Below are 20759 nucleotides of genomic sequence, written 5' to 3' on the forward strand. Positions count from 1 at the left end.
GGTCGCCTGTGGGTCCTGACCGCGGCCGCTCACGGCCGAGGGCCGCCGGGGCAAGTGGATGGTGGCACCGAAGCGGCCACGACCGCGATCAGGATGGCGGGAACGTTAGCGGTATCGGCTGACAACGGACGGCGAACCTCCGACGAACGCCCCGCGTCCTGACGGAATGGGGCGTAGACGCGGCCTTCGGGCGGGCGGCACGCTGGAACCGCCGCACCCGCGACCGCGCGGGCGCGGTCGGATGCATCGGGCGCTGGGGAGCTCACCATGCGGATCCTGGGCGGGCTGATCGCCGCGGCGATCGTGGTGGCCCTTGTGGCCCTCGCGGGCTCGCGGCTGCGCGCCAAGTGGAAGGACGACGAGGAACTGTTCGACGGGTCGCCGCGGGTGGTCGTCCCCGAGCAGGGCGGGACGGTGCGCGTCGACATGCTGGTGCGGCTCGCCAACAGCCGGGGCTACACGCTGGCGGCCAAGCAGCCGACCGACGAACCACCCGGGAGCGAGCTGGTCTTCGTGCGCGACGAACGCTGACGGGCCGCGCGGCTCGGCCGACGGAATGAGGGCAACCCGTTCGGCGCAGGCGGCAACCCGTTTGCCGCATTAATCACACCAAAAATTGCGAACTTCACGCGGAAGAGTGACCTTTTCATCACATCTGTACGTGTGATGGAGGAAAATCCCGTGCGTAGTAAGAAGCTTGTCGCCGCCGTGTCGGGCACGGCCCTGCTCGGGGTGGTGAGCCTCGGCGGATTCGCCGCGGCGGACACGGCGGGACCGGGGTCGAGGTCCGCGCTCCCGGCCGGTGTCGTCGCGAAGACCGGCACATCGGCGGACGCCTCGGCGGTCGCCGCCCCCGACGCGGCGGCGCAGGCGCGCCCCGACCAGGCGCGGCAGCTCGCCGAGCTCGAGGACCGCGTCGACCGGGGCGTCCCGGGCGCGTCCCCCGAGCTGACCGCGCGGCTCAAGCACGCGCTGGCGGCGGTGGAGAACACCACGGCGCTGGAGCGGAACACGGCCGCGCGGCAGGCCCGCGCGTCCCGGGCGGCGGGCACGGACGCCGCGGAGCTGCCCGGCCTGCGGGCGCTCGACGCGGTGACGGAGACGCCGCCGCTGCCGGACCTCGACCTGGGCAAGCTGCTCGACGCGGTCAAGAGCGGGGACCTCGGCAAGATCGTCGGCTCGCTGACCGACCTGCTGGGGAAGCTCGTGTCGTCGCTGACCGGACTGTTGAGCGGGATCGTCAGCGGAGGCGGCGACGCCGCCAAGCCGGCACTGCCCGACCTGGCGGAGCCGGACGTCCCGACGGTGGAGCTGCCGAAGCTCCCGGACCTGCCGCCGCTGCCCAAGCTGCCCGAACTGCCGGCGATCCCGGGTGTTCCGGACGTGTCCAGCCTGATCCACATGCCGGCCGTGCCGCAGTACCCGGCCATGCCGGTGATGCCTGCGATGCCGCAGTTCCCGAGGGTCGCGGAGCGCGGCTGATCCGGGTCCGCCCGCCGGGCCCGCGGCCGTGTTGTACGAGCGCGGTCTCCGGGCCCGGCGGGCGGGCGCTCAGACGTTCAGCACCTTGCCCTTGGCGGTGGCGCGCTCCTGGCCGTCGACGGCGACGCAGATCCCGTACACCCGGGTCGCGGCGGTCCACCCGTTGGCCCGGCCCCGGTTGTTGCTGATCTGGACCCGGCCCCGGGTGCGGTCCAAGGCGGAGACCAGGTGGAGGTAGACGGTTCCCGCGACGCGCGCCAGGACGATGTCCCCGATCTCCAGCTTCGCGGGGTCGACCGGTGCGACGGAAACCAGTTGGCGGCTCATGATCAGCGGCGTCATCGACGAGCCGGTCGGACGGAACTCGACGGTGGCCCCGTCGGCGACGCGCGAGGCCATGGAATCCAGCAAGCCCATGCTCCGCAGCATGGCTCACGGATTGCGGCGGAGCCACCGGTTTTCCGCGTGGTTGGAGACGTGCGGGGGCGGACGGAAGCGGACGGGAGCGCGAGGGCGCGAACGAGGGGCTTACGCCGGGTCGGAGATCCGCACGTCGTACGCCTCGGGGTCGGCCTCCGCAGCCGCGAAGCGGAGCAACTCCCGGCCCTCCTCCTCCGCCTCGGCGCGCCGCGCCGCGTCCAGCGGACGGAACGGGTCGATCTGCAGGACGGCCGTGCCGCCCTTGCGGACGATCTTCCACATGCCCTCGAAGAACCCGTCGACCAGCAGCGTTCCGGTCGTCCCGCCGTTGCCCGGCGGCAGGGGCACGCGGCGCTTGCCGACGATGACCCGGGAGCGGTCGGCGTGGGACAGCAGCAGGTTGTCGTACTCCGGCAGGAACCGCAGCGGCGCCGGCGTCTCGGCGGGTGGCCGTGGGGCGTCCGGGAGGTCGAACAGCTCGGCGCCGTCCGGGCCGCGGAACCGGACGAGCCGGGGGCCGAGCCGGTCGAAGACCTCGCGCAGACGGGTCAGCCCTGACCACATCTGCGCGTCCTTGACCGAGGCGGGCCCGAACGCGCCCAGGTAGCGCAGGACGAACGCGTCGAGCGACGGCGCCGCATCGAACACGCCGCCCAGCCACGTCTCCGCCGGCGTCCACCGCGGCGGGCCGCTCTGGCCCCACAGCCCGCGAGGCGGCACCTGCACGTTCGGGCGCAGGTGGGTGGCCGCGTAGGCGAGCGCCATCGGGTCGGCGTCCGGCCAGCGCTCGGACAGCCGTTCGGCGAGCTCGGCGCGGGTGAGCGGCGTGTCGGTGATCAGGGTCCGGCCGTACGCGGACACCGCCTTGTAGTCGGTCCCGGCCAGCGCCTTGCCGAACACCGAGATCGCGAAGGACCGTTCGAACATCGGGCTGAGCAACGGAACCATCACCCGCGCGTCCGCCGCCGTGACGAGGTGGACGGTCACGCGCATCAACGGCATCCGCAACGCGTCGCGTGCGGCGAGCAGACCGGCGAGGTCGTCGGTGGCGAAGTCGGCGAGCCGCGTCCACAGCCCGACGTAGGGGGCGTTGGGCGCCTGCCCCTGCATGCCGACGAGGTGCTGGATCGCCTCGGCGGCACTGCGCCGGTCACGACGCAGCAGCAACTGCCGGTCGAGGGTCGCACGGCTGAGCGCACGCACGTCCAACTGCGGCGCGCCGGTCATGGCCGCTCCCTCCGCCTCGGGTCCTCGGGTCCTCGGGTGATCCTTCCGTATCGGCGCGCTCGCGGCTGGGGCAAGGAGGGTGCGACCGGCCGCTACCCACGGAAGCGGTCGGTCGCGGTGATCAGCGCGTCGAGGATGCCCGGCTCGTCGTAGGCGTGCCCGGCGTCGTCGACGACCACGAACTCGGCCTCGGGCCACGCCCGGTGCAGGTCCCACGCGGTGCGCGGCGGCGTGCAGACGTCGTAGCGGCCCTGCACGATGACGCCCGGGATGCCGCGGAGCTTGCCCGCGTCGGCGATGAGGCGGCCCTCGTCCATGAAGCCGCCGTTGACGAAGTAGTGGTTCTCGATGCGGGCGAACGCCAGCGCGTAGTCCCGTTCGCCGTGCACCGCGATGACGTCCGGGCGAGGCCGCAGCGAGATCGTCGAGCCCTCCCACACGCTCCACGCGACCGCGGCCTCGGCGCGCACGTCGGGGTCCGGGTGGTTGAGGCGGCGGTGGTAGGCGGCCATCAGGTCGCCGCGCTCGTCCTCGGGGATCGGCGCGAGGTAGGTCTCCCACACGTCCGGGAACAGCTGCGAGGCGCCTTCCTGGTAGAACCAGTGCAGTTCGGAGGCGCGCAGCGTGAAGATGCCGCGGACGACGAGCTCGCTGACCCGCTCGGGGTGCGTCTGCGCGTACGCGAGCGCGAGGGTGCTGCCCCACGAGCCGCCGAAGACCATCCACTGCTCGACGCCGACCATCTCGCGCAGCCGTTCGATGTCGTCGACCAGATGCCAGGTGGTGTTGGCCGCGAGGTCCACGTCGTGGCCGCTGACGTGCGGCGTGCTGCGCCCGCAGCCTCGCTGGTCGAACAGCAGCACCCGGTAGACCTCGGGGTCGAACAGCCGCCGGTGATTGGCCGTGCATCCGCCCCCGGGCCCGCCGTGCAGGAACACCGCGGGCTTGCCCTCCGGGTTCCCGACCAGCTCCCAGTACACCCGCTGGCCGTCGCCGACCTCGAGCATCCCGTGCTCGTACGGCTCGATCTCCGGATAGAACGCCCGCATCCGCCGGCCTCCCTGCGCGTATGTCCCGCTTGGTCACCCCCGACCCTATGCGGGGCGTGCGGCCGCCACCCGGCCGAGCCGGTCCGTGTCGGGGCCGGGGCGCTCGGGGGCGGGCACGGCGTGGCGCTATCGGTTGTCGGTGCCCTGGGTGGCGCGCTCGCGCTCAGTGGTGCGGGCCGCGCGGGCGGCCTCCCAGTCGAGGTGGGTGGCGTGGACGCGGTCCCAGAGCTTGTGGCGGTCCTCCGGGGTGAGGTCGGTCAGGGGGAGGCCGAACACGTCGGCGACTGCGGCGTACCAGTCGCGTTCGGTGGTCAGGTAGGTCGTGGTCTCGCCCGACGCGTCGATCCGGCGCAGGGCGCAGCCGGTGAGCGAGTCGGTGCCCTTCGCGTCGCGGCGCAGGATCGCGCAGGTGCGGACGAACGACGACTCGGGCGACGTCGACAGCCACTCGTGCTTCTCGGCGAACGCGTCCATCTCGGTCGTCTCGCGCGCGAAGTCCATGCGCGGGAAGGACCCGCGCGGGTCGTGCGTGAAGCGCCACCCGCCGGGGACCACGTCGGACGGCGCGAGGGCGTACGAGAACGGGCCCTGGTCGTAGACGCCGGCGCGCAGCGGGAGCGGCTCGTAGATGCCGTCGCCGAGGCCCACGTCGACGAACCAGTCGCGGGCGTCCACGCGCACGGTGAGCGCGAGGTGGTTGCCGAGCACGCCCGGCGGGTCCTCGAAGCGCGGCTGGACGCCCCCGGCGTGCCGGGTGACGTGGAAGCCGAGGTGCTCCAGGAGGGCCGCGAAGGCGCCGTTGAGGTGGAAGCAGTAGCCGCCGCGGCCGGCCGCGATGCGTTCCACCGACGCGGTGGGGTCGATGCTCGCGGGGTCGCCGAACTGCGCGTGCAGGCCCTCGTACGCCACGCGCTCGACGTGCGCGCGGTGCAGGGCGAACAGCAGTTCGCTGGACGGCGGCCCAGGTATGTCGTCAAGGCCCAGTCGGGTGAGATATCCGTGCACGTCGATGGTCCTCATGATCCCGGACTGTATGCGAACGAGGTGACGGGAGCCGAGGATTTCCGGAGGACGTCGTTCCGGCTTCACGCGCACGTCGCACACCGCGGCCCGCCGGGCCGGGGCCGGCGGGTCGCGCGGGAGGCCGTCAGCGGGTCGCGCCGACCAGAGCCCGGAACTCCTTCGGGCTCACGCCGCGTACCCGCTTGAACGCCGTGCTGAGTGCGAACGGACTTCCGTAACCGACCTGTTGGGCGACCGCCCCGACGGTCGCGTCGGGGGCCCGCAGCAGGTCGGCGGCGAGCGCGAGGCGCCAACTCGTCAGGTAGGTCATGGGCGGCTCGCCGAGCAGTTCCGCGAACCGCCGGGCGAGTGCGGCGCGCGACACACCGGCGGCGCGCGCGAGGCTCTCGACCGTCCACGGGTGCGCGGGGTTGCCGTGCAGCATGCGCAGCGCGCGGCCGACGACCGGGTCGCTGTTGGCCTTGTACCAGGCGGGCGCCTCCGCCTCCGGGCGGGCGAACCAGGCGCGCAGGACGGCGATCAGCAGCAGGTCGAGCAGCCGGTCGAGGACGGCCTCCTGGCCCGGCTCGTCCCGCACGACCTCGCTCTCGAGCAGCGGGATGATCGGGTTGCTCCACTCGTCGGCGCGCACGGCGAGGAACTTCGGGAGTGCGGCGAGCAGCCGCTGGGTGATCTCGCCTTCGAGCTGGTAGGTGCCGGTCAGCATGATCGTGTCGCCGTCCGGGTCGTTGCCCCACGAGCGGACGCCGAGGTCCATCATCTCGGACACGTCGACGCCGTCCGGGGTCGTGCAGCGCTGACCCGGGTGAATGATGATCTGCGGCGGGGTCTCGGGGGCGTCCGCGACGACGTACGGGTCGGGCCCGAGGATCACCGCGACGTCGCCCGGCGCGAGGTGCACGGGCTCCATGCCGTCGGCTTCCGGCAGGAACCACGCGCTGCCGCGGACCATCGCGACGAGCGTGAGCGGGGCCTCGTCCTGGATCCGGATCGACCAGGGCGGGGCGAGGAGCGAGCGGAGCAGGAACGCGCCTTGCGCGCGAGGGCCGTCGAGGAGTCCCGCGAGTGCATCCATGCGCACCAGCCTAGAACACGCGTGAGACGAACGCTTATGCAATTGCGCTTCACGGCCATGGGAAGTCTCGCCGATCCGGCCTTGAATAGAGACATCGAAAGGGCGGGACACACCGCCGGAGGCACACAGACACCGCTCGCCGCGGACCGCGGCGGACCGCGAACTCGGAGGACACCCCATGACCGCGACCCACGACAGCCCCGCCCCGCAGCAGACCTACCTGACCGGCGGCCCCGCGTACCGTCACCCCGAGCAGCCGAACCACCAGCAGCCGGCCGACCCGTGGTCGCGGTGGACGCAGCGCCGCGACGAGTACGGCCAGGAGCACATCCCCGCGCCGAGCGGCCGCGGTTCCGGCGCGGAGGCCGCGGCCGGCGGCGGCAAGCGCGACGCGCTCGACATCGTGCTGGTCGCCGCGACCGTCGCGATGGGCCTGATCGCGGGCGTCTACTACGCGTTCTCGGTCGCGGTCATGCCGGGCCTGGGCGCGACCGACGACCGCACCTTCATCGGCGCCATGCAGCAGATCAACGTAAAGATCGAGAACCCGCTGTTCTTCGCGAGCTTCTTCGGCGCGTTCGGCCTCAGCCTGGCGGCCGCGATCATGCAGCGGAAGCGCGGCGGCGGCCAGGTGTTCAAGATGATCGTCATCGGCCTGGGGCTGTACACGCTCGGCCTGGTCACCACGATGGGCTTCAACATCCCGCTGAACAACGGCCTCAAGGACGCCGGCGACCCGGCCGCGATCGCCGACCCGGCGCACGTCCGCGACACGTTCGAGAACCCGTGGCTGGTCTGGAACGCGGTGCGCGCGCTGGCCTCGACCGCCGCGATCGGCTTCCTCGGCTGGGCGCTGGTGCTCCGCGGCCGCCGCGGATGAGGCGGGTAGTACGAGACGCACGGACGGTACGGAGCCCGCGGACGACGCGGGACAGCCGGGCGGGCCCGGTCGTTCGAGGGAGACCTCGGGCGGCCGGGCCCTTCGGCGTGTTCGGCCCCGTGCGCGTGCCGGGCCGGTCAGGGGGCGGCGGCCGCCTCCTCGGGCACGGCCACGGTGATGCTGCGCCAGCCGTAGTCCGGGTTGTCGCTGTTGCGTACCAGGTCCCGCGCCGAGACCAGGACCTCCATGTCGCGCAGGCGCGCGACGATGTGGGCCACGGCGGCGGCCGGCCCCACCAGGTCGACGTCAATATGCTGCACGCCTGATCAACGAGCCGGACGCGGCGACGCAACGGCCGGTTCGGTCGCGTATGGACATCTGCCGCGCAGGCTAGGGGTGGTACGTGTCCGCGATCGAGCTCACCGCGGCCCACATCACGACAAGGCCGACCATCCAGCCGCCCACGGCCGCGTACCGCAGCGTGCGCCACCGCGACAGGATCGCCAGCGTGCCCGCGACGGCCAGGGGGAAGCCGCCGAACCACGGGATCTGCCCGCACAGCGCCTGCCCGTGCGCGGTGCAGATGAGCGCCGTCGACTGCGACGGGCACGGGTCGCTCATCAGGGCGAAGAGCGGCAGGATCATCATCGAGAACACGGTCGCCGACCACAGCGGGATGAGGGCGAGCGCCTTCATCCAGGCGCGGCCGTGCGCCGGGACATCCGGCGGGTAGGCCGGCGGCCAGACCGCCGCCCCTGTGGCGAACGCGCCGGGTGCCAGGCCCCATCCGGTGTACGGCGCCGGCCGATCCGTGTGCTGCCCCCGTGTCGTCATGTGTCCAGCCTCGCCGGGAGACGTGCTCGCGGGGACCGCACGGGTACTCAGATTCCGGCCCGGGGTACTCAGACGGTCGTGGGCCAGACCTCGAACACGCCCATGCCCTCGGGCGGTTCGTCGTGCCGTTCGACGGAGTCGACGGCCGACTCCGGAGAACCGTGCGCGACCCACGCCTCCATCGTCTCGACCTGGTCGCGGGTGCCCTCGAACACCGCCTCGACGCGGCCGTCACGGCGGTTGCGCACCCAGCCGGCGACCCCCGCGGCGCGCGCCGCCGCCTCGCAGTCGGCGCGGAAGTACACGCCCTGCACGCGGCCGGACACCAGGACTCGAACGCGGACGACCATCACCGCATTGTCCGGTACCCCGGGCGCCCGCCCGCGGGGGACACGCCGCCGGTGAGGCGGCGTCCTCGACCGTCTGTTCGTCCGTCTGAACGTCCGCCTACTCGCCGGTCGTTTCGCCCGCGAACGCGCGGCGCAGTCCGGCCAGGTCGATCTTGCCCATCTTCAGCATGGCCTCCATGGCGCGCGACGCCTTCGCCGGGTCGGGGTCGCTCACCATGTCGTCGAGTTCCTTGGGGAACACCTGCCAGGACACCCCGAAGCGGTCCTTGACCCAGCCGCACGGGCCCTTCTCGCCGCCCTCGGACAGCCGCTCCCAGTAGTAGTCGACCTCGTCCTGGTCGTCGCACGGGACCTGGAACGAGATCGCCTCGTTGAACGTGAACATGGGGCCGCCGTTGAGGCCGACGAAGCGCTGGCCGTTGACCTCGAACTCGACCGTCATGACGCCGCCGGCCTCGCGCATGCTGTTCTCGGGGTAGCGGGTGACGCGGCCGATGCTGCCGTTCTTGAAGACGGCCATGTAGTGCTCGGCGGCCTCCTCGGCCTGGGTGTCGAACCACAGGCACACAGGGAAACCGTTGCCGTTCGCGGTGCCGGTCATGGGGACCTCCTCGGGGGCTGGGTGGGCCTTCCTACCCCCTTAGACCGGGCGGGCACCGCGGACTCATCGGTGTCCGCCCGGACAGCCCAAGATTTTCTTTGCCGGGATTCCCCGCGGGGTCCTCTACCGCGATTCCTTGCCCCGGTTCCTTGCCCCGGTTCCCTTCCCCGGTTCTCTACCGGGTTCCGGACGGCGCCTCGGCCCGCAGCGAGTACAGGACGGGCAGGTACGAGTCACCGAACGGGAGCCGGTAGCGGCCGTCCCCGCCCTCGGGCAGCAGGCCGCGCGGGTCGAACTCGGCGTCGGTGTGCTCGGCCAGGTGCCGCACGACCAGCCCGGCGTTCGCGGCGGCGGTCACGATCTCGCCGAGCGAGTACGGGTACTGCACGGTCTCCTGCGCCGGCATCTCCAGGTCGGCGTCGGCGTACGTGCCGGTCACGGTCTCGCGGTGCGGGGCGCCGCCGCCGTACGGCCAGTCGACGAGCAGCGGGTCGAGCCGGCCGACGGTCTGGTACGCCGGGTGCAGGTCGACCAGCACCAGGCTGCCGCCGGGACGCAGCGCCGCGGCGGCCCCGCCCATCCAGGCGGCCAGGTCGCCGATCCAGCACAGCACGCCGTACGTGGCCACGACGACGTCGAAGCGTCCCGCGAGGCTCGCGGGCAGCCGCTGCGTGTCGGCCTCGACGAACGCGGCGTCCACCCCGGCGCGCCCGGCCAGTTCGCGCGCGCGTTCGACGGCGACGGGCGAGAAGTCCACGCCGGTCGCGCGGGCGCCGAGCCTCGCCCAGTTGACCGTGTCCATGCCGAAGTGGCAGTGCAGGTGCAGCAGGTCCTTGCCGGCCACGTCGCCGACGAGCTCGCGCTCGAGCGCGTAGAGGGTCTGGCGGCCGGTCAGGAAGGAGTCGACGTCGTAGAAGCGGTCGGCTTCGGTCGACCCGTGGCGTGTGGCACGGACATCCCACAGCGCCCTGTTGAGCGCGGTTCCGGCGTCCATGGCCGTGTGTTCTTCACCCATGCGAGGACCCTGTCATACCGGGTCAACAGGTATATCGACCGCCGGTGCCGTGCGGGCAAGTCGGCTCAGTAGTACTTCCGCAGCTTCGGCCAGAGCGTCGACCACGGCTCGGCGGGGCCCGCGCACAGCAGGACGACCGCGTGCTGTTCCTCGTTGTCGACGCCGTGGCCGTTGTCGACCAGGCCCACCTGGCGGCAGTCGGTGAAGTGGGACTCCTGGCGGGCGATCTTGTCCTTCTTCGCGACGATCAGGACCGGACCCGGGGTGGTGTCCGACGGGCGGCCCCAGGCGTAGAAGTTCACGTGGCCGGAGTAGGGGTACGGGAGGCCCAGGTCGGGGCCGTAGCGGGCGAGGGCGCCGGCTTCGCCGTAGTTGCTCGCGTAGAGCACGGCGTGCGGGCGCTCGTCCGCCGGTATCTGCGCCCAGCCGTCGGCCACCGTGTGTACGAATGTCTGCCAGCCGACCTGCTCGCCCTGCTCCTGGTCGATCGCGTTGGGGATGGCCAGGTGCTCGGGCGGGAGCAGCGGAAGGGCGAGCACGGCGTTGGACGCCGCCAGCGCGACGCCGAGCGCGACCACCAGCCGTCCCCGCGCACGGCGACGACCTCCGCCACGGGCGACCCAGTCCAGCACCGGCTCGCAGCCCGCCGCCATGATCACGATCAGCAACGGCAGGGCGTAGTAGGCCTTTCCGCCCACCGCGACGACGAACACGCAGGTGATGCCATACGCGTACGCGATCGACCGCGCCCACTGCAGCTCCGGATCGCGCAGGAGCCGCCGCAGCCCGGCCACCCAGACCGGGATCAACAGTGGGGACAGGAACAGCAGTTGCTGCGGAACGAACATGGTGCGGTTCATCGCACCGTCCCTGCCGCTGATCCCGTGCGCGACGGCCAGCTGCGGCCACCCGTGGGTCGCCTGCCACCACAGGTTCGGCAGCACCAGCACCAGCGCGACGGCCGCACCGGCGAGCGGCCACCACCCCGCGAGCACCCGTCGAGGCCCGGCGACCAGCACCCCCGCCAGCAGCGCGCCGACGAGCAGCACCACCAGGTCCTTGTTCTGCCCGCCGACGCCGACCGCGAGCCCCAGCGCGAACCACCAGCGCACGTCGCCGGTCCGCAGAAGCCGCAGGGCGACCCAGGTGACGACGAGCCACATCAGCACGTCGAACGTCGCCGTCGACACCATGTGCCCGACGGCCAGCACCAGTCCGGACACCGCGGCGCACCCCGCGGCGGCCACCTGCACCCGCGCCCCGCCGCCGAACTCCCGTGCCACCAGGCCGACGACGACCACGATCGCCATCGCGGCCAACGTGGCGACCACCCGCAACCCGGCCGGCGACTCCCCGAACAGCTCCGTCGACGCCCGCGCCAACAGCGGTGTCAGCGGCGGCTGGTCGTCGTAGCCCCAGTCGAGGTGCCGTCCGGCGGCGAGGAAGTACAGCTCGTCGCGGTGGAACCCGTACCGCCCGGACACCGCGGTGAGCACCGCCCCGAGCCCGACCGCGACCCCGCCCACTCCGCGGCCGGCGAACGCCCTTACGCCCGGCCGCGAGTGGTCGGCCACCGTCGGCCTCACCGCCGCTCTGACGTCCTCCACCATGCGCAGTGCCCCCCGCCCCCACCCGTCTCGATTCGACAGACCCCCTGTCTACCTCCCGGGGGTCCGTCTTCGGAGGGTGTTCGCGAAAGCGCCCGCGCTAATTACTTCGGCGACCTCAGCCACGGGTCCCGCAGGTCGAAGTACGCCACGTCCTCCATGATGGCCATCGACTCCTCGAAGGCCTGGCGCAGTTCCGCCGGGAGCTCCTTGCCCTCGCCTGCGCGGGCCTCGGCCTCGGACGTGAAGTAGACCGTCTCGGTGAAGCCGCCGTCGCCGTGCAGCGCGGTGGTGCTGCCGATGACGTCGGGGCGGAACTGCCGTACCTGGGCGTCCATTTCGCGGCCCATGCGGCGCATGCGCTCCACGTCGGTCACGCGGCCCTGGATGACCTGCACGAAGCCCGCGTCGTCCGAACCGCCCCCGGTGTGCGTCTCGACGTCCGGGCAGTCGTGGAAGGTCACGTCGCCGCTGAACAGCTTCGACGTCTCCTCCCACCACGCGGACTGCTCGGGGCGGTCGCTGTTGCGGCGCGCGTCCTCCTCGGAGGCGAAGCGCACGACGCCGACGAAGACGCCCTTGTCCGTCACCCCGCCGGTCGCGCCGAGCCACCCCGTGGCACCGGGGCCCACCTCGGTCTGCCAACGGTCCAACCGCGCCTTCAACGCCGCCGGATCCGTGACCCGGCCCTGAATCACCTGGATGAACACCGCGCGCTCCTCCGCTCCGGGGCGCCCTGGCGCGCGCCCAGCCGTCCGAGTGCCACGCGCGGCGCCCCCGTAACCCTTCGCGCGGAAGGATCACCTGAATGCCTTGGGGGCGCCGCTGCGTCACGGCATGCGAGGGTCAGGGGCCGTCGGTGGTGCCGCCCGTCGACGCGTCCCAGCTGACCGACCCGCCCTGGAAGTTCGAGCGGCGGCCGCCCGTGATCGAGAACTCGTCGGTGACCGGGTACTTCAGGTACGACTTCTCCCAGCCGAGTTCGGCCCAGCGGTTCCGGATCGCGCCGTGCACCTCGTGGGCGCTGGTGTCGGGCGTCCAGTAGATGGAGCCGGCTTCGAAGTGGTTGTAGCGGCCGACGCCGTCGGGGGTGCCTGTCTCGTCGGTGAGCGGGAAGCCGAGGACGCTGCTGTCCCAGCCGAGCGCCGCGTACTCGTCGAAGACGTAGCCGTGCACGCTCTGCGCGCCGATCGTCGAATTCAGCCAGTAGACCGCGCCGTTCTGGAAGTTGTTGTACCGGCCGCGGCCGTTGGCCGTGGTGCCCTCGTCGGTCACGGGGTAGCCGTTCGGGCCCTGCTCCGCGCCCAGCGCCAGCCATTTCGTGTGGATGTCGCCGTGGATCTCGTGGGCGTTCGTGCTCGGCGTCCAGTAGATGGAGCCGGCCTCGAAGCGGTTGAACCGGCCGACCCCGTCAGCCGTCCCCGTCTCGTCGCTGAGCGGGAAGCCGAGGACGCTGCCGTCCCAGCCGAGCGCCGCGTACTCGTCGAAGACGTAGCCGTGCACGCTCTGCGCGCCGATCGTCGAATTCAGCCAGTAGACCGCGCCGTTCTGGAAGTTGTTGTACCGGCCGCGGCCGTTGACGGTCGTGCCCTCGTCAGTGACGGGGTAGCCGTTCGGGCCCTGCTCCGCGCCCAGCGCCAGCCATTTCGTACGGATGTCGCCGTAGAGCATGTGCGCGCCGGTCACCGGCGTCCAGTACGAGGAGGCCGCCCCCGTCGCGCTGGTCCCGGTGAAGTGGCTGAACCGGCCCACGCCGTCGGCGGTCGCCGTCTCGTCCGTGGTCGGGCCGCCGAACCGTGCGTGCCCGCCCTGTGCGAGGTAGTCGGCGAGGATCGCGCCGTGCACCTCGTGCACCCCGGTGGCCGGCGTCCAGTACGCCCGCCCGCCGACGAAGTCCCGGTAGCGCAGGGAAGCGTCGCCCGTCTCGGGCCCGGTCGGAGCGCCCAGCAGGGTGCGGAAGGCGGCGTCGGAGGCGTACCGCTGGTCGATCGGCGACCCGTAGGTCACCGCCAGGTCGAGGTCGCTGTCCGGCATCACCAACTGCCGTGCGCGCGGCGCGCCGTCGTTCCAGCCGAGGAACGTCGTGACGCCGTCCGCCGCGGTGACCGGCGCGATGACCGCCACCGACGCTCCGACGGTCTGCTCGGAGGTCTGCCGTGCCTCGCCGTTGACGGTCACCGCCGCCGGATAGTTGCTGGTGACGGTGAGCGTGCGCTGCTTGGGCAGCGCGGTGTACTCGGCGCTCGACACCACGCCGAAGTGGTCGGTCGCCGACGCGGTGACCACCCACTTCGTGTTGTCGCCGTGGTCCTCGAACAGCGACGAGTACGACGGCCCGTCGGTCGACGTGCCCGGGTGCTCATGGCACGTGCTGACACTGCAGTGCACGATCTTCGACGTCCAGTGCACGGTCAGCGGGCCGTCCTCGGCGTCGTTCGCGGTCGCGGTGAGCGAGACGGTGTCGCCGACCCGGTACAGCGTGCCGTCCGGCGGTCTGTTCAAGGTGAGCACGGGGGCGGCGTTCGCGGGCACCACCGTGAACGAGACGTCGCCGGACGCGCCGACGGCGTCGGTCACCGTCAGCTTCGCGGTGATCGGGCTCGTGCCGGGCGCGGCGTACTGGTGCGTGGTGCGCACGCCCGTCCCGGTGTTCCCGTCGCCGAAGTCCCATCTGTAGGTGAGGGCGTCGCCGTCCAGGTCGTACGACTCGGACCCGTCGAAGGTGACCGTGCGCGTGGCCGGGTCGGTGCTGGTCGTCTGCTTCGCCACCGGCGCCCGGTTGCCGGCCGCGTAGACGAGGCGGCGCAGCTTCGAGGAGATGATGTCGGCGAAGACGATGTCGCCGTTGACCGCGCTGGCGAACTTCACCGGACCGCCCAGGCCGGAGCCGAACCCGTCGGGCTCGGGGGCGCGGGTGAGGACGCCGGTCGCGTCGTAGGCGAGGGTGTACAGCCGGTTCGAGACGTAGTCGCCGAAGAAGTACGCGCCCTGGTACTGCGCCGGATAGGCCTTGCCGGTGTAGAGGATGCCGCCGGTCACCGACGAGCCCTGCGGGCCGTGCGGGTACTCCCACAGCGGCGCCGCGCCCGTCACGCCGCGGCATCCGTCCAGGTCGTGGTAGCCGGGTGTGGCGTGCGTGCCTTCCCAGCAGGGCCAGCCGTAGTTGGTGCCGGGGCGCACGATGTCGACCTCCTCCCAGTCGTTCCAGCCCACGTCGCCGACCACGGGGCCGCCGGTGGCGGGGTCGAGCGTGAAGCGGAACGGGCTGCGGAGGCCGTACGCGTAGACGCGGCTGCGCCACGACGTCGGATTGGCCGAGTCGTAGTACGGGTTGGACGACACGCCGCGGCCGTCCGGGTACATGTGCAGCATCTTGCCGAAGCCCTGGTCGAGGTCCTGGGCGCGCAGCGCGAGAGGGTCCACCGTCGACGGCTGGGCGTTGTCGCCGATCGCGATCCACAGCGTCCCGTCGTCGGGCGCGAGGACCGTGTTGACCGCGTGGCCCCCGGCATCGCCGATCAGGTCGACGATCTCCCGGTTGTCGGTCAGCCCGACCGGCTCACCGGTGCCGGTGACCGCGTAGCTCTCCACCCGCAGATGCCGCGAGCCGGTCGCCCGGCAGATGTAGATCCTGCGCGACGTCGCGTAGTCGGGCGCCACGGTCACACCGGTCAGGCCCAGGTCGCCGACGGTGTCGACGCTCAGCGTCGCGATCGTCTTGGCCACCCCGCCAGGCGAGACCCACGCGAGGACGCCGTTCTTCCCCGTCGTGAAGTAACCGCCGTCCGGCGTCCACGCGAAGTCGGTGAGCAACTCCGTCTGCCCGGTGGGCATGTCGACCAACGAAAACCCGGCCGGCAACGTCACCGCCGCCTCGGCCCGACCGCCCCCGATCACCGTCCAGGGGACGGCCAGAAGCGCGGCAAGCAAAACAGTCACCACCCGACGGTGCAGAACAGCCACCACCCGACGGAGCGGAACGTTCAGTACCCGACGGCGTCGGCAAGGCAGTGCGGCGGTCTTCGGCACGGGCGGATGCTCCCTGCTTCCTCGGCGTGTGGCCCACCCCCGACGACCCGCCGGGACGCGGCCGGGGACAGCCGCACTCAGCCCCTCGACCACCCGTACGCCGTAGCCGAGTTGCGTTCTCCACGGCCATGCGGTCCCACGCCCGCCCCACCCCAAAACAACAACCGCCCCCCTCCAACCCAACTGGCGCAACCCCAAAATCTGTGCTGCCCCCACCCCCACCCACCCACCCAGCCCGCCCCCACCACACCCCCGACCCCCCGACGGCCCCGCACAGCCCTACCAGTTGCCGACCATGGAGGACGCGCACGCCAATGCTGAGACCCACGTCGGCAACGCGGTCGGGGACAAAGACAACGTCGAGAGCGACTGTGCCCCGGTCGGCTACCGCCCGATCGGCGCCGTCAATCGGACCACTGGCCTGGCCTGACTCCTGGACAGACGCAGTGAGCACCGCGCAGGCGCTTCTCGTCCACGGATAGTCCGCACGCGCCGGACAGGGCGCGAGCACCGCCGAGACAGAGTCAGATAGTCCCGGCATTACGGGCACTGGGTCGAGCCGACGAACGAAAACAGCCCCTGACCGCGAACATGCTGGTCAGAGGCTGTTTCTTAAGGGTGGCGGGTGCAGGGTTCGAACCTGCGTAGGCATCAGCCGACAGATTTACAGTACGCGGCCTGGTTCGGCCATCGGGGCACCTGACCTGCGCAAATGAACAGCAGGCCACGCACGGTGAGCGCACGTCCGCACGGTGTCCGCATCCGTGGAGACCCCCCGGAGACCTCTGAGGCGGGCGCCATCTGGACAGCAACGATCCTGGCAAGCGCCCGCTCAGGCCCCACCCCCCTTCACCTGAACAGCCGCCGAAACATGCAGGGCAACCTGAACAACCTCGCACTTGTTCAGGCCCCACCCCCCTTCACCTGAACAGCCGCCGAAACATGCAGGGCAACCTGAACAACCTCGCACTTGTTCAGGCCCCACCCCCCTTCACCTGAAGACGATCTGTAGAGACTCTGTACACTCCGCGCATGGACGTTGAAGCCCTCCGGAGCTCTCCAGTTGGCCGGCTGGAGCCGATCAGCGGAGTAGACCCCTCAACTGGTCGCGACTGGCAGTACTGGGCCTTCGTTCCCACGCCTCTCCCGTCCGAACCACCCCTTAACCTGAGCGCGATCCACGCGGCCACGGAAGCGGGAATGGAAGTCGCGCGGCTTGATCAGGCTGCCACTCAATTGCCGAACGCCGAGATCCTGGTCCGTCCAATCGTCAGGCGCGAGGCCGTGAGCACTTCAGCGCTCGAAGGTACATACGCCACGTTCGACGAGGTGCTAGAGGCAGATTTCATTGACGAGAGTCGCCAGTCTGCAGAACAGCGCGAAGTCCACAACTACGTTCGCGCCACTGAACAGGCGATGGACCTACTGCATAAGTACCCGATTAGCCGCCGAATGCTCGGGACCCTACAGCACACCATCGTGCGGGGCACCCCCGGCGAAACCTACGACGCCGGCGACATCAGACGACGCCAAGTATGCATCGGCCCCAAGCACAGACCCATTGAGGAATCGCGCTTTGTTCCCCCGCCTCCGGGCCCCGGCCTCGAAGAGCTTTTCAGCGACTGGGAGAAGTGGGTTAATGCGCAGGACAACATTCCGGCAGTAATTAAGGCCGCCCTGGCTCATTATCAGTTCGAGACCATGCATCCATATGCCGATGGAAACGGGCGCCTCGGGCGCCTCATCGCGCTGCTCCAGTTGATTCAATCGAACGTCCTCAGGCTACCGATTCTCAGCATCGCACCGTGGCTTGAGGAAAATCGAGATGAATATCAAGACGGACTCCTCAGGGTGACGAAATCTGGAGATTTCAACGACTGGATCACGTTCTTTTCAAGGGCAATCAGCATTCAGGCCCGAGCAGGAGTAAGGAAAATTGCACTCCTTATTCAATTTCGAGACGAAATGCTTGCGAAACTTCGCTCGTCGGGCTACAAGGGCGCCGCAATTCAGATCGCCGAGAACCTGATCGGCTTCCCGGTTATTGACGTACAGACGGCCACGAAGCTAACCGGAAAGACCTTTGAAACAACCAACCAAGCCGTAGCAAAGTTGGTCAGCATGGGCTATTTGCAGGAGATCACCGGACGCCCAAAGAACAGGCTCTTTGCATGCCCGACAGTGATCTTCATCATCAATTCTTAGGAGCAGCGTCGAGGGGACGTCACACTGTGAAATGAAACATCGGGGAGGCTCCCCCTGACCTGCATCATCGCCGCGCGGAGTGATGGCGCCCGGTCGCTGTCCTGCGTTTGTCCCGAACGCCTGGCATACGCGGCGGCATGACCAAGCCAGGGGGCGCGCAACGGCGCGAACGAACGCTTCAGTTGCTCGGGTAGCCCATCGCGTGTCGGCGAGGCTTACCTACAGATTGATGGTCCGCTGATTCCCATGACCGGACGCTTTGAGGGACTGGATCCCGCTCAGAAACGCCTCTACGGCATGATGCAGACATTGATGGTCTACCGGGCCCAGGGGGCTACCCCGCCGCCTGGCGCGCCCCGCAATGTTGTGTCCCAGCAGGACGCCCTTGAAGCCGTGTTGCTCATCGCAGAGCATGTGGACGCCTTGACCCAGTCAGGCCGCATTCACGTAGCTGACGGCGGGACGCTGGCGTCGATGCTCATGCTCGTTCGCGATTACATCGAGCCCCTGCCGCATGGCGCGGATGAGTACTCAGAGGCCGACGGCGTGAAGCCAGACCTAGAGGCCACCATCGAAGTCCTGCGCGCGGCCCAGGAAGCTACGAGTTAGAACCGCGGGACCACAGGTACACGGGGAGAGGACTGAAACATTGGGGTGCTGTCCGGCAAGCTGTCCGCCGCGTTTCCGCTGGTCAGGGACACAGCCGGACAGCCGGACACCCCGGACAGCCAGGACATGCCCCCATGTTTCAGTCCCCCCGCTCACAGGGACTCAGAGCAGGGCCCGCCCGTCGTGAGAGCGGATGGCGGGGGTGCTTTCCTCCTCAAGCGCGTCCGTGACACGTACTCGGTACGCCTCTGCCATCAGGTCGCCGAGTTCGCCGCGGTGGGCCCACCGGAATTCGGTGACCTCGCTGTTCGGCGTCAGTACTCCGCCGACCGCACGGCACCGAAACACCAGCGCGACGACACCAATCCGCATGTTCTTGTAGACGCCGGTCAGGCTGACGGGCTCAACTTCGAGACCGGTTTCCTCGCGCAGCTCGCGCCGCAGCCCGTCCGTGATGGTCTCGTTCACTTCGAGTACGCCGCCGGGAGCTTCCCAATTGCCGTTGTCCCGTCGCCGCGTGAGCAGGCAGCGTCCGGCGTCGTCAACGACGACACCGGCGACGCTGACTGAGTGCCGGGCGGGGTCCGTCACGACCCGAACTCCCGGCAAAGGACGATCGTGGCGTCGTCGTACTGCTTGCCGCGAAACGTTCCTGGGGTCGTATCGCGTTCAGCGTCGCGCACTGCTCGGACGGCCGCCGCAGCGCCGTCGTTCTCGACTACGTCCATGAGGCGGGACCAGGACCAGCCGTACCGCTCAACAAGCCGGGACATGCCGTCAGTCATCAACGCCACGCGTCGCACTTCTGCCGCGGGAACCGAGCCAATGACCGCGTGCTCTGCCGCTTCGGGCTTGGTACTTGCCACCCAGAACCCCCCGGGCTGATTGCGCGTAAGTCGCAGGTCATCCGGCTTGTAGCCCGGAAGGTAGGACGTGGCGTCGTCTGTGACGGCCTGCACCTTCCCGTCCGTCGTTTCGATGGCCATGGGCGAGTCGCACAGGATGAGGTAGTCCACCGTTTCGCCGCTGTGCCGCAACAGTGCCACCGTGCTAGAAGGGCTGTCCGGGTTGGACAGGTCGCAGGTGTCCGCGTGCATCGCGCAAACGCGATCGATGGCGCCCCCGAGAATCGCGGTGAGGGACGTGTCCGGCTCCGTCGCAAGGCTCGTCGCGAGCTGCGTGCCGAGCCTTGCGACCAGCCACGGCACGCCATGAATGCAGCCGGAGGCACTGAGCTGCGTTGCCCCGTCAAGGACGACGACGAATCGCTCCCCCGCGATCACGAAATCGTCGTTCACTCCGCCGGGTGTCGGATCGCTGATGTAGGTGACCTGCAAGGGTCTTCCTGTCTACTCGGGTGCGGGGAACTCGTAACAGAACACGTGTCGGTCTCCGGCGACCACCGATGTGAGAACTTCCACCGGGCCGTCTGCGGTGAACGCGATACGCCGCAGCTCTGCGACGGGGATTCCGGGGGAAAGCCGCAGCGACTTGGTTTCCGCCGGCGACGGCATGCGGATCGCGATTTCCTCGCGGAACCGCTCCAGCCGGTGGCCCTGCTCTTCCAGCCGCGCGTAGCTCCCGCCGGGGCCGGTGTTCTCCGTGCGGATGGCGGTTCCGGCAACCGTCTCCTGGCGATAGTAGCTGTCCGCGATTTGGGTGGGATCGTCGTCGACCCAGTTGCGCCGGCGCCGTACGAACACCGGGGTACCCGGTTCGATGCCGAACCACTTGGCGACCCAGGCAGGCGCGGGAACGTCGGCGAGTTCCAGGATCTCTTGGCCCCACTTGCGGCCCTGTGCCTCTATCTCCGCCTCAAAGGCAGCCTTGCCCTCCTCTCGCGTCCTGCGCGAGAAACGATGAGAGCCCATGTGGATCGTGGGTGGTTGCTTCTTGACGAAGACGCCGCGGCCGGGTTCGGACACGACTAGCCCCTCCTGCTTGAGGAGACGAACGGCCTGCCGGGCCGTCGTGGGCGACGTGCCATAGGTGCTGACCAGCACACTCTCGGACGGCAACGGCTGTCCTGGCTCAAGCTCTCCGCTGACGATCTGCTCTCGCAGCTCGTCAGCGATCTGGCGTGATGGCGGTCGCGGATCGGTCGGATCGATACCCATGACAGCCATCGTATGCCTACTTCACTAGTGAGGTATTGCGGTGGCTTGACTTGTCGCGCTACGGTGACGTCACTACCTCACTAGTGAGGCAGTGACGTAGCGGACTTGTCGTCCGTCGCAAGAGCTTGACCTGCACGTTTGCGCGACGAATGGGCTCGCTTCAGCGAGTCAAGGGACCCGGGACAGATCGGGTCGAGGGCACCGGACCCCTGGGCAGCCGGATGGCACGAGGCGGC

Annotated in this window: 21 protein-coding genes; 5 read left to right on the forward strand and 16 right to left on the reverse strand. The window is 70.1% G+C overall.

Annotation, left to right across the window (positions count from 1 at the left end; translation table 11 throughout):
* The first annotated feature begins 267 nt into the window (after positions 1-267).
* Complete coding sequence (locus QI554_RS12245) at positions 268-531, forward strand: hypothetical protein (RefSeq protein ID WP_281469153.1); 264 nt, start codon at positions 268-270, stop codon at positions 529-531.
* 150 nt (positions 532-681) lie between these two features.
* Complete coding sequence (locus QI554_RS12250) at positions 682-1482, forward strand: hypothetical protein (protein WP_281469155.1); 801 nt, start codon at positions 682-684, stop codon at positions 1480-1482.
* A 69-nt stretch (positions 1483-1551) separates the two neighbouring features.
* Here the strand turns inward: QI554_RS12250 and QI554_RS12255 are convergent, their stop codons facing one another.
* The 5 genes from QI554_RS12255 to QI554_RS12275 all read right to left on the reverse strand — a co-directional run bounded on the left by QI554_RS12255 (position 1552) and on the right by QI554_RS12275 (position 6276).
* The gene (locus QI554_RS12255) at positions 1552-1899 is read right to left on the reverse strand and encodes a S24/S26 family peptidase (protein ID WP_281469157.1); all 348 of its coding nucleotides are present in this window, start codon (positions 1897-1899) and stop codon (positions 1552-1554) included.
* Positions 1900-2010: 111 nt separating this feature from the next.
* Positions 2011-3129: a winged helix DNA-binding domain-containing protein gene (locus QI554_RS12260; RefSeq protein ID WP_281469159.1), complete on the reverse strand. Its 1119-nt coding sequence runs from the start codon at positions 3127-3129 to the stop codon at positions 2011-2013.
* 92 nt (positions 3130-3221) lie between these two features.
* Positions 3222-4178: a prolyl aminopeptidase gene (gene pip, locus QI554_RS12265; protein WP_281469161.1), complete on the reverse strand. Its 957-nt coding sequence runs from the start codon at positions 4176-4178 to the stop codon at positions 3222-3224.
* Between the two features lie 126 nt (positions 4179-4304).
* A complete protein-coding gene (locus QI554_RS12270) occupies positions 4305-5198 on the reverse strand; it encodes an arylamine N-acetyltransferase family protein (RefSeq protein ID WP_281469163.1) in 894 nt (297 codons plus the stop codon).
* A gap of 127 nt (positions 5199-5325) precedes the next feature.
* Complete coding sequence (locus QI554_RS12275) at positions 5326-6276, reverse strand: AraC family transcriptional regulator (RefSeq protein WP_281469165.1); 951 nt, start codon at positions 6274-6276, stop codon at positions 5326-5328.
* A gap of 178 nt (positions 6277-6454) precedes the next feature.
* On the opposite strand from QI554_RS12275, the gene QI554_RS12280 reads away from it, so the two are divergent.
* Complete coding sequence (locus QI554_RS12280) at positions 6455-7156, forward strand: anthrone oxygenase family protein (RefSeq protein ID WP_281469167.1); 702 nt, start codon at positions 6455-6457, stop codon at positions 7154-7156.
* 137 nt (positions 7157-7293) lie between these two features.
* Here QI554_RS12280 and QI554_RS12285 read toward each other — a convergent pair whose 3' ends face one another.
* The 8 genes from QI554_RS12285 to QI554_RS12320 form a co-directional block, all read right to left on the reverse strand.
* Complete coding sequence (locus tag QI554_RS12285) at positions 7294-7476, reverse strand: hypothetical protein (protein ID WP_281469169.1); 183 nt, start codon at positions 7474-7476, stop codon at positions 7294-7296.
* A 70-nt stretch (positions 7477-7546) separates the two neighbouring features.
* On the reverse strand, positions 7547-7990 hold the full coding sequence (locus QI554_RS12290) for a hypothetical protein (protein ID WP_281469171.1): 444 nt from the start codon (positions 7988-7990) through the stop codon (positions 7547-7549).
* A gap of 68 nt (positions 7991-8058) precedes the next feature.
* A complete protein-coding gene (locus QI554_RS12295; protein ID WP_281469173.1) occupies positions 8059-8340 on the reverse strand; it encodes an acylphosphatase in 282 nt (93 codons plus the stop codon).
* Between the two features lie 97 nt (positions 8341-8437).
* Positions 8438-8941, reverse strand: coding sequence for a VOC family protein (locus QI554_RS12300; RefSeq protein WP_281469175.1), 504 nt, complete (start codon positions 8939-8941; stop codon positions 8438-8440).
* Between the two features lie 175 nt (positions 8942-9116).
* Positions 9117-9956: a class I SAM-dependent methyltransferase gene (locus QI554_RS12305; protein ID WP_281469177.1), complete on the reverse strand. Its 840-nt coding sequence runs from the start codon at positions 9954-9956 to the stop codon at positions 9117-9119.
* Positions 9957-10021: 65 nt separating this feature from the next.
* A complete protein-coding gene (locus QI554_RS12310; RefSeq protein WP_281469179.1) occupies positions 10022-11566 on the reverse strand; it encodes an ArnT family glycosyltransferase in 1545 nt (514 codons plus the stop codon).
* Positions 11567-11667: 101 nt separating this feature from the next.
* The gene (locus QI554_RS12315) at positions 11668-12273 is read right to left on the reverse strand and encodes a hypothetical protein (RefSeq protein ID WP_281469181.1); all 606 of its coding nucleotides are present in this window, start codon (positions 12271-12273) and stop codon (positions 11668-11670) included.
* 136 nt (positions 12274-12409) lie between these two features.
* A complete protein-coding gene (locus tag QI554_RS12320) occupies positions 12410-15502 on the reverse strand; it encodes a PQQ-dependent sugar dehydrogenase (protein ID WP_281469184.1) in 3093 nt (1030 codons plus the stop codon).
* Between the two features lie 1122 nt (positions 15503-16624).
* Here QI554_RS12320 and QI554_RS12325 point away from each other — a divergent pair.
* Both QI554_RS12325 and QI554_RS12330 read left to right on the forward strand, forming a co-directional pair.
* A complete protein-coding gene (locus QI554_RS12325; RefSeq protein WP_281469185.1) occupies positions 16625-17797 on the forward strand; it encodes a Fic family protein in 1173 nt (390 codons plus the stop codon).
* A gap of 246 nt (positions 17798-18043) precedes the next feature.
* A complete protein-coding gene (locus QI554_RS12330) occupies positions 18044-18406 on the forward strand; it encodes a hypothetical protein (protein ID WP_281469187.1) in 363 nt (120 codons plus the stop codon).
* A 162-nt stretch (positions 18407-18568) separates the two neighbouring features.
* Here the strand turns inward: QI554_RS12330 and QI554_RS12335 are convergent, their stop codons facing one another.
* Genes QI554_RS12335 through QI554_RS12345 form a run of 3 tightly spaced genes read right to left on the reverse strand, consistent with a single transcriptional unit; the run spans position 18569 to position 20523 of the window.
* A complete protein-coding gene (locus QI554_RS12335; RefSeq protein ID WP_281469189.1) occupies positions 18569-18997 on the reverse strand; it encodes an NUDIX hydrolase in 429 nt (142 codons plus the stop codon).
* Positions 18994-19743 carry a protein phosphatase 2C domain-containing protein gene (locus tag QI554_RS12340; RefSeq protein ID WP_281469191.1) on the reverse strand — a complete coding sequence of 250 codons (750 nt, stop codon included), beginning with the start codon at positions 19741-19743 and terminating at the stop codon, positions 18994-18996. Before QI554_RS12340 ends, QI554_RS12335 begins: the two co-directional genes overlap by 4 nt.
* Positions 19744-19755: 12 nt before the next feature.
* Positions 19756-20523, reverse strand: coding sequence for a GntR family transcriptional regulator (locus tag QI554_RS12345; protein WP_281469193.1), 768 nt, complete (start codon positions 20521-20523; stop codon positions 19756-19758).
* Positions 20524-20759 lie beyond the last annotated feature (236 nt).

This window comes from Yinghuangia seranimata (genome assembly GCF_029953285.1).
GTDB lineage: Bacteria > Actinomycetota > Actinomycetes > Streptomycetales > Streptomycetaceae > Yinghuangia > Yinghuangia seranimata.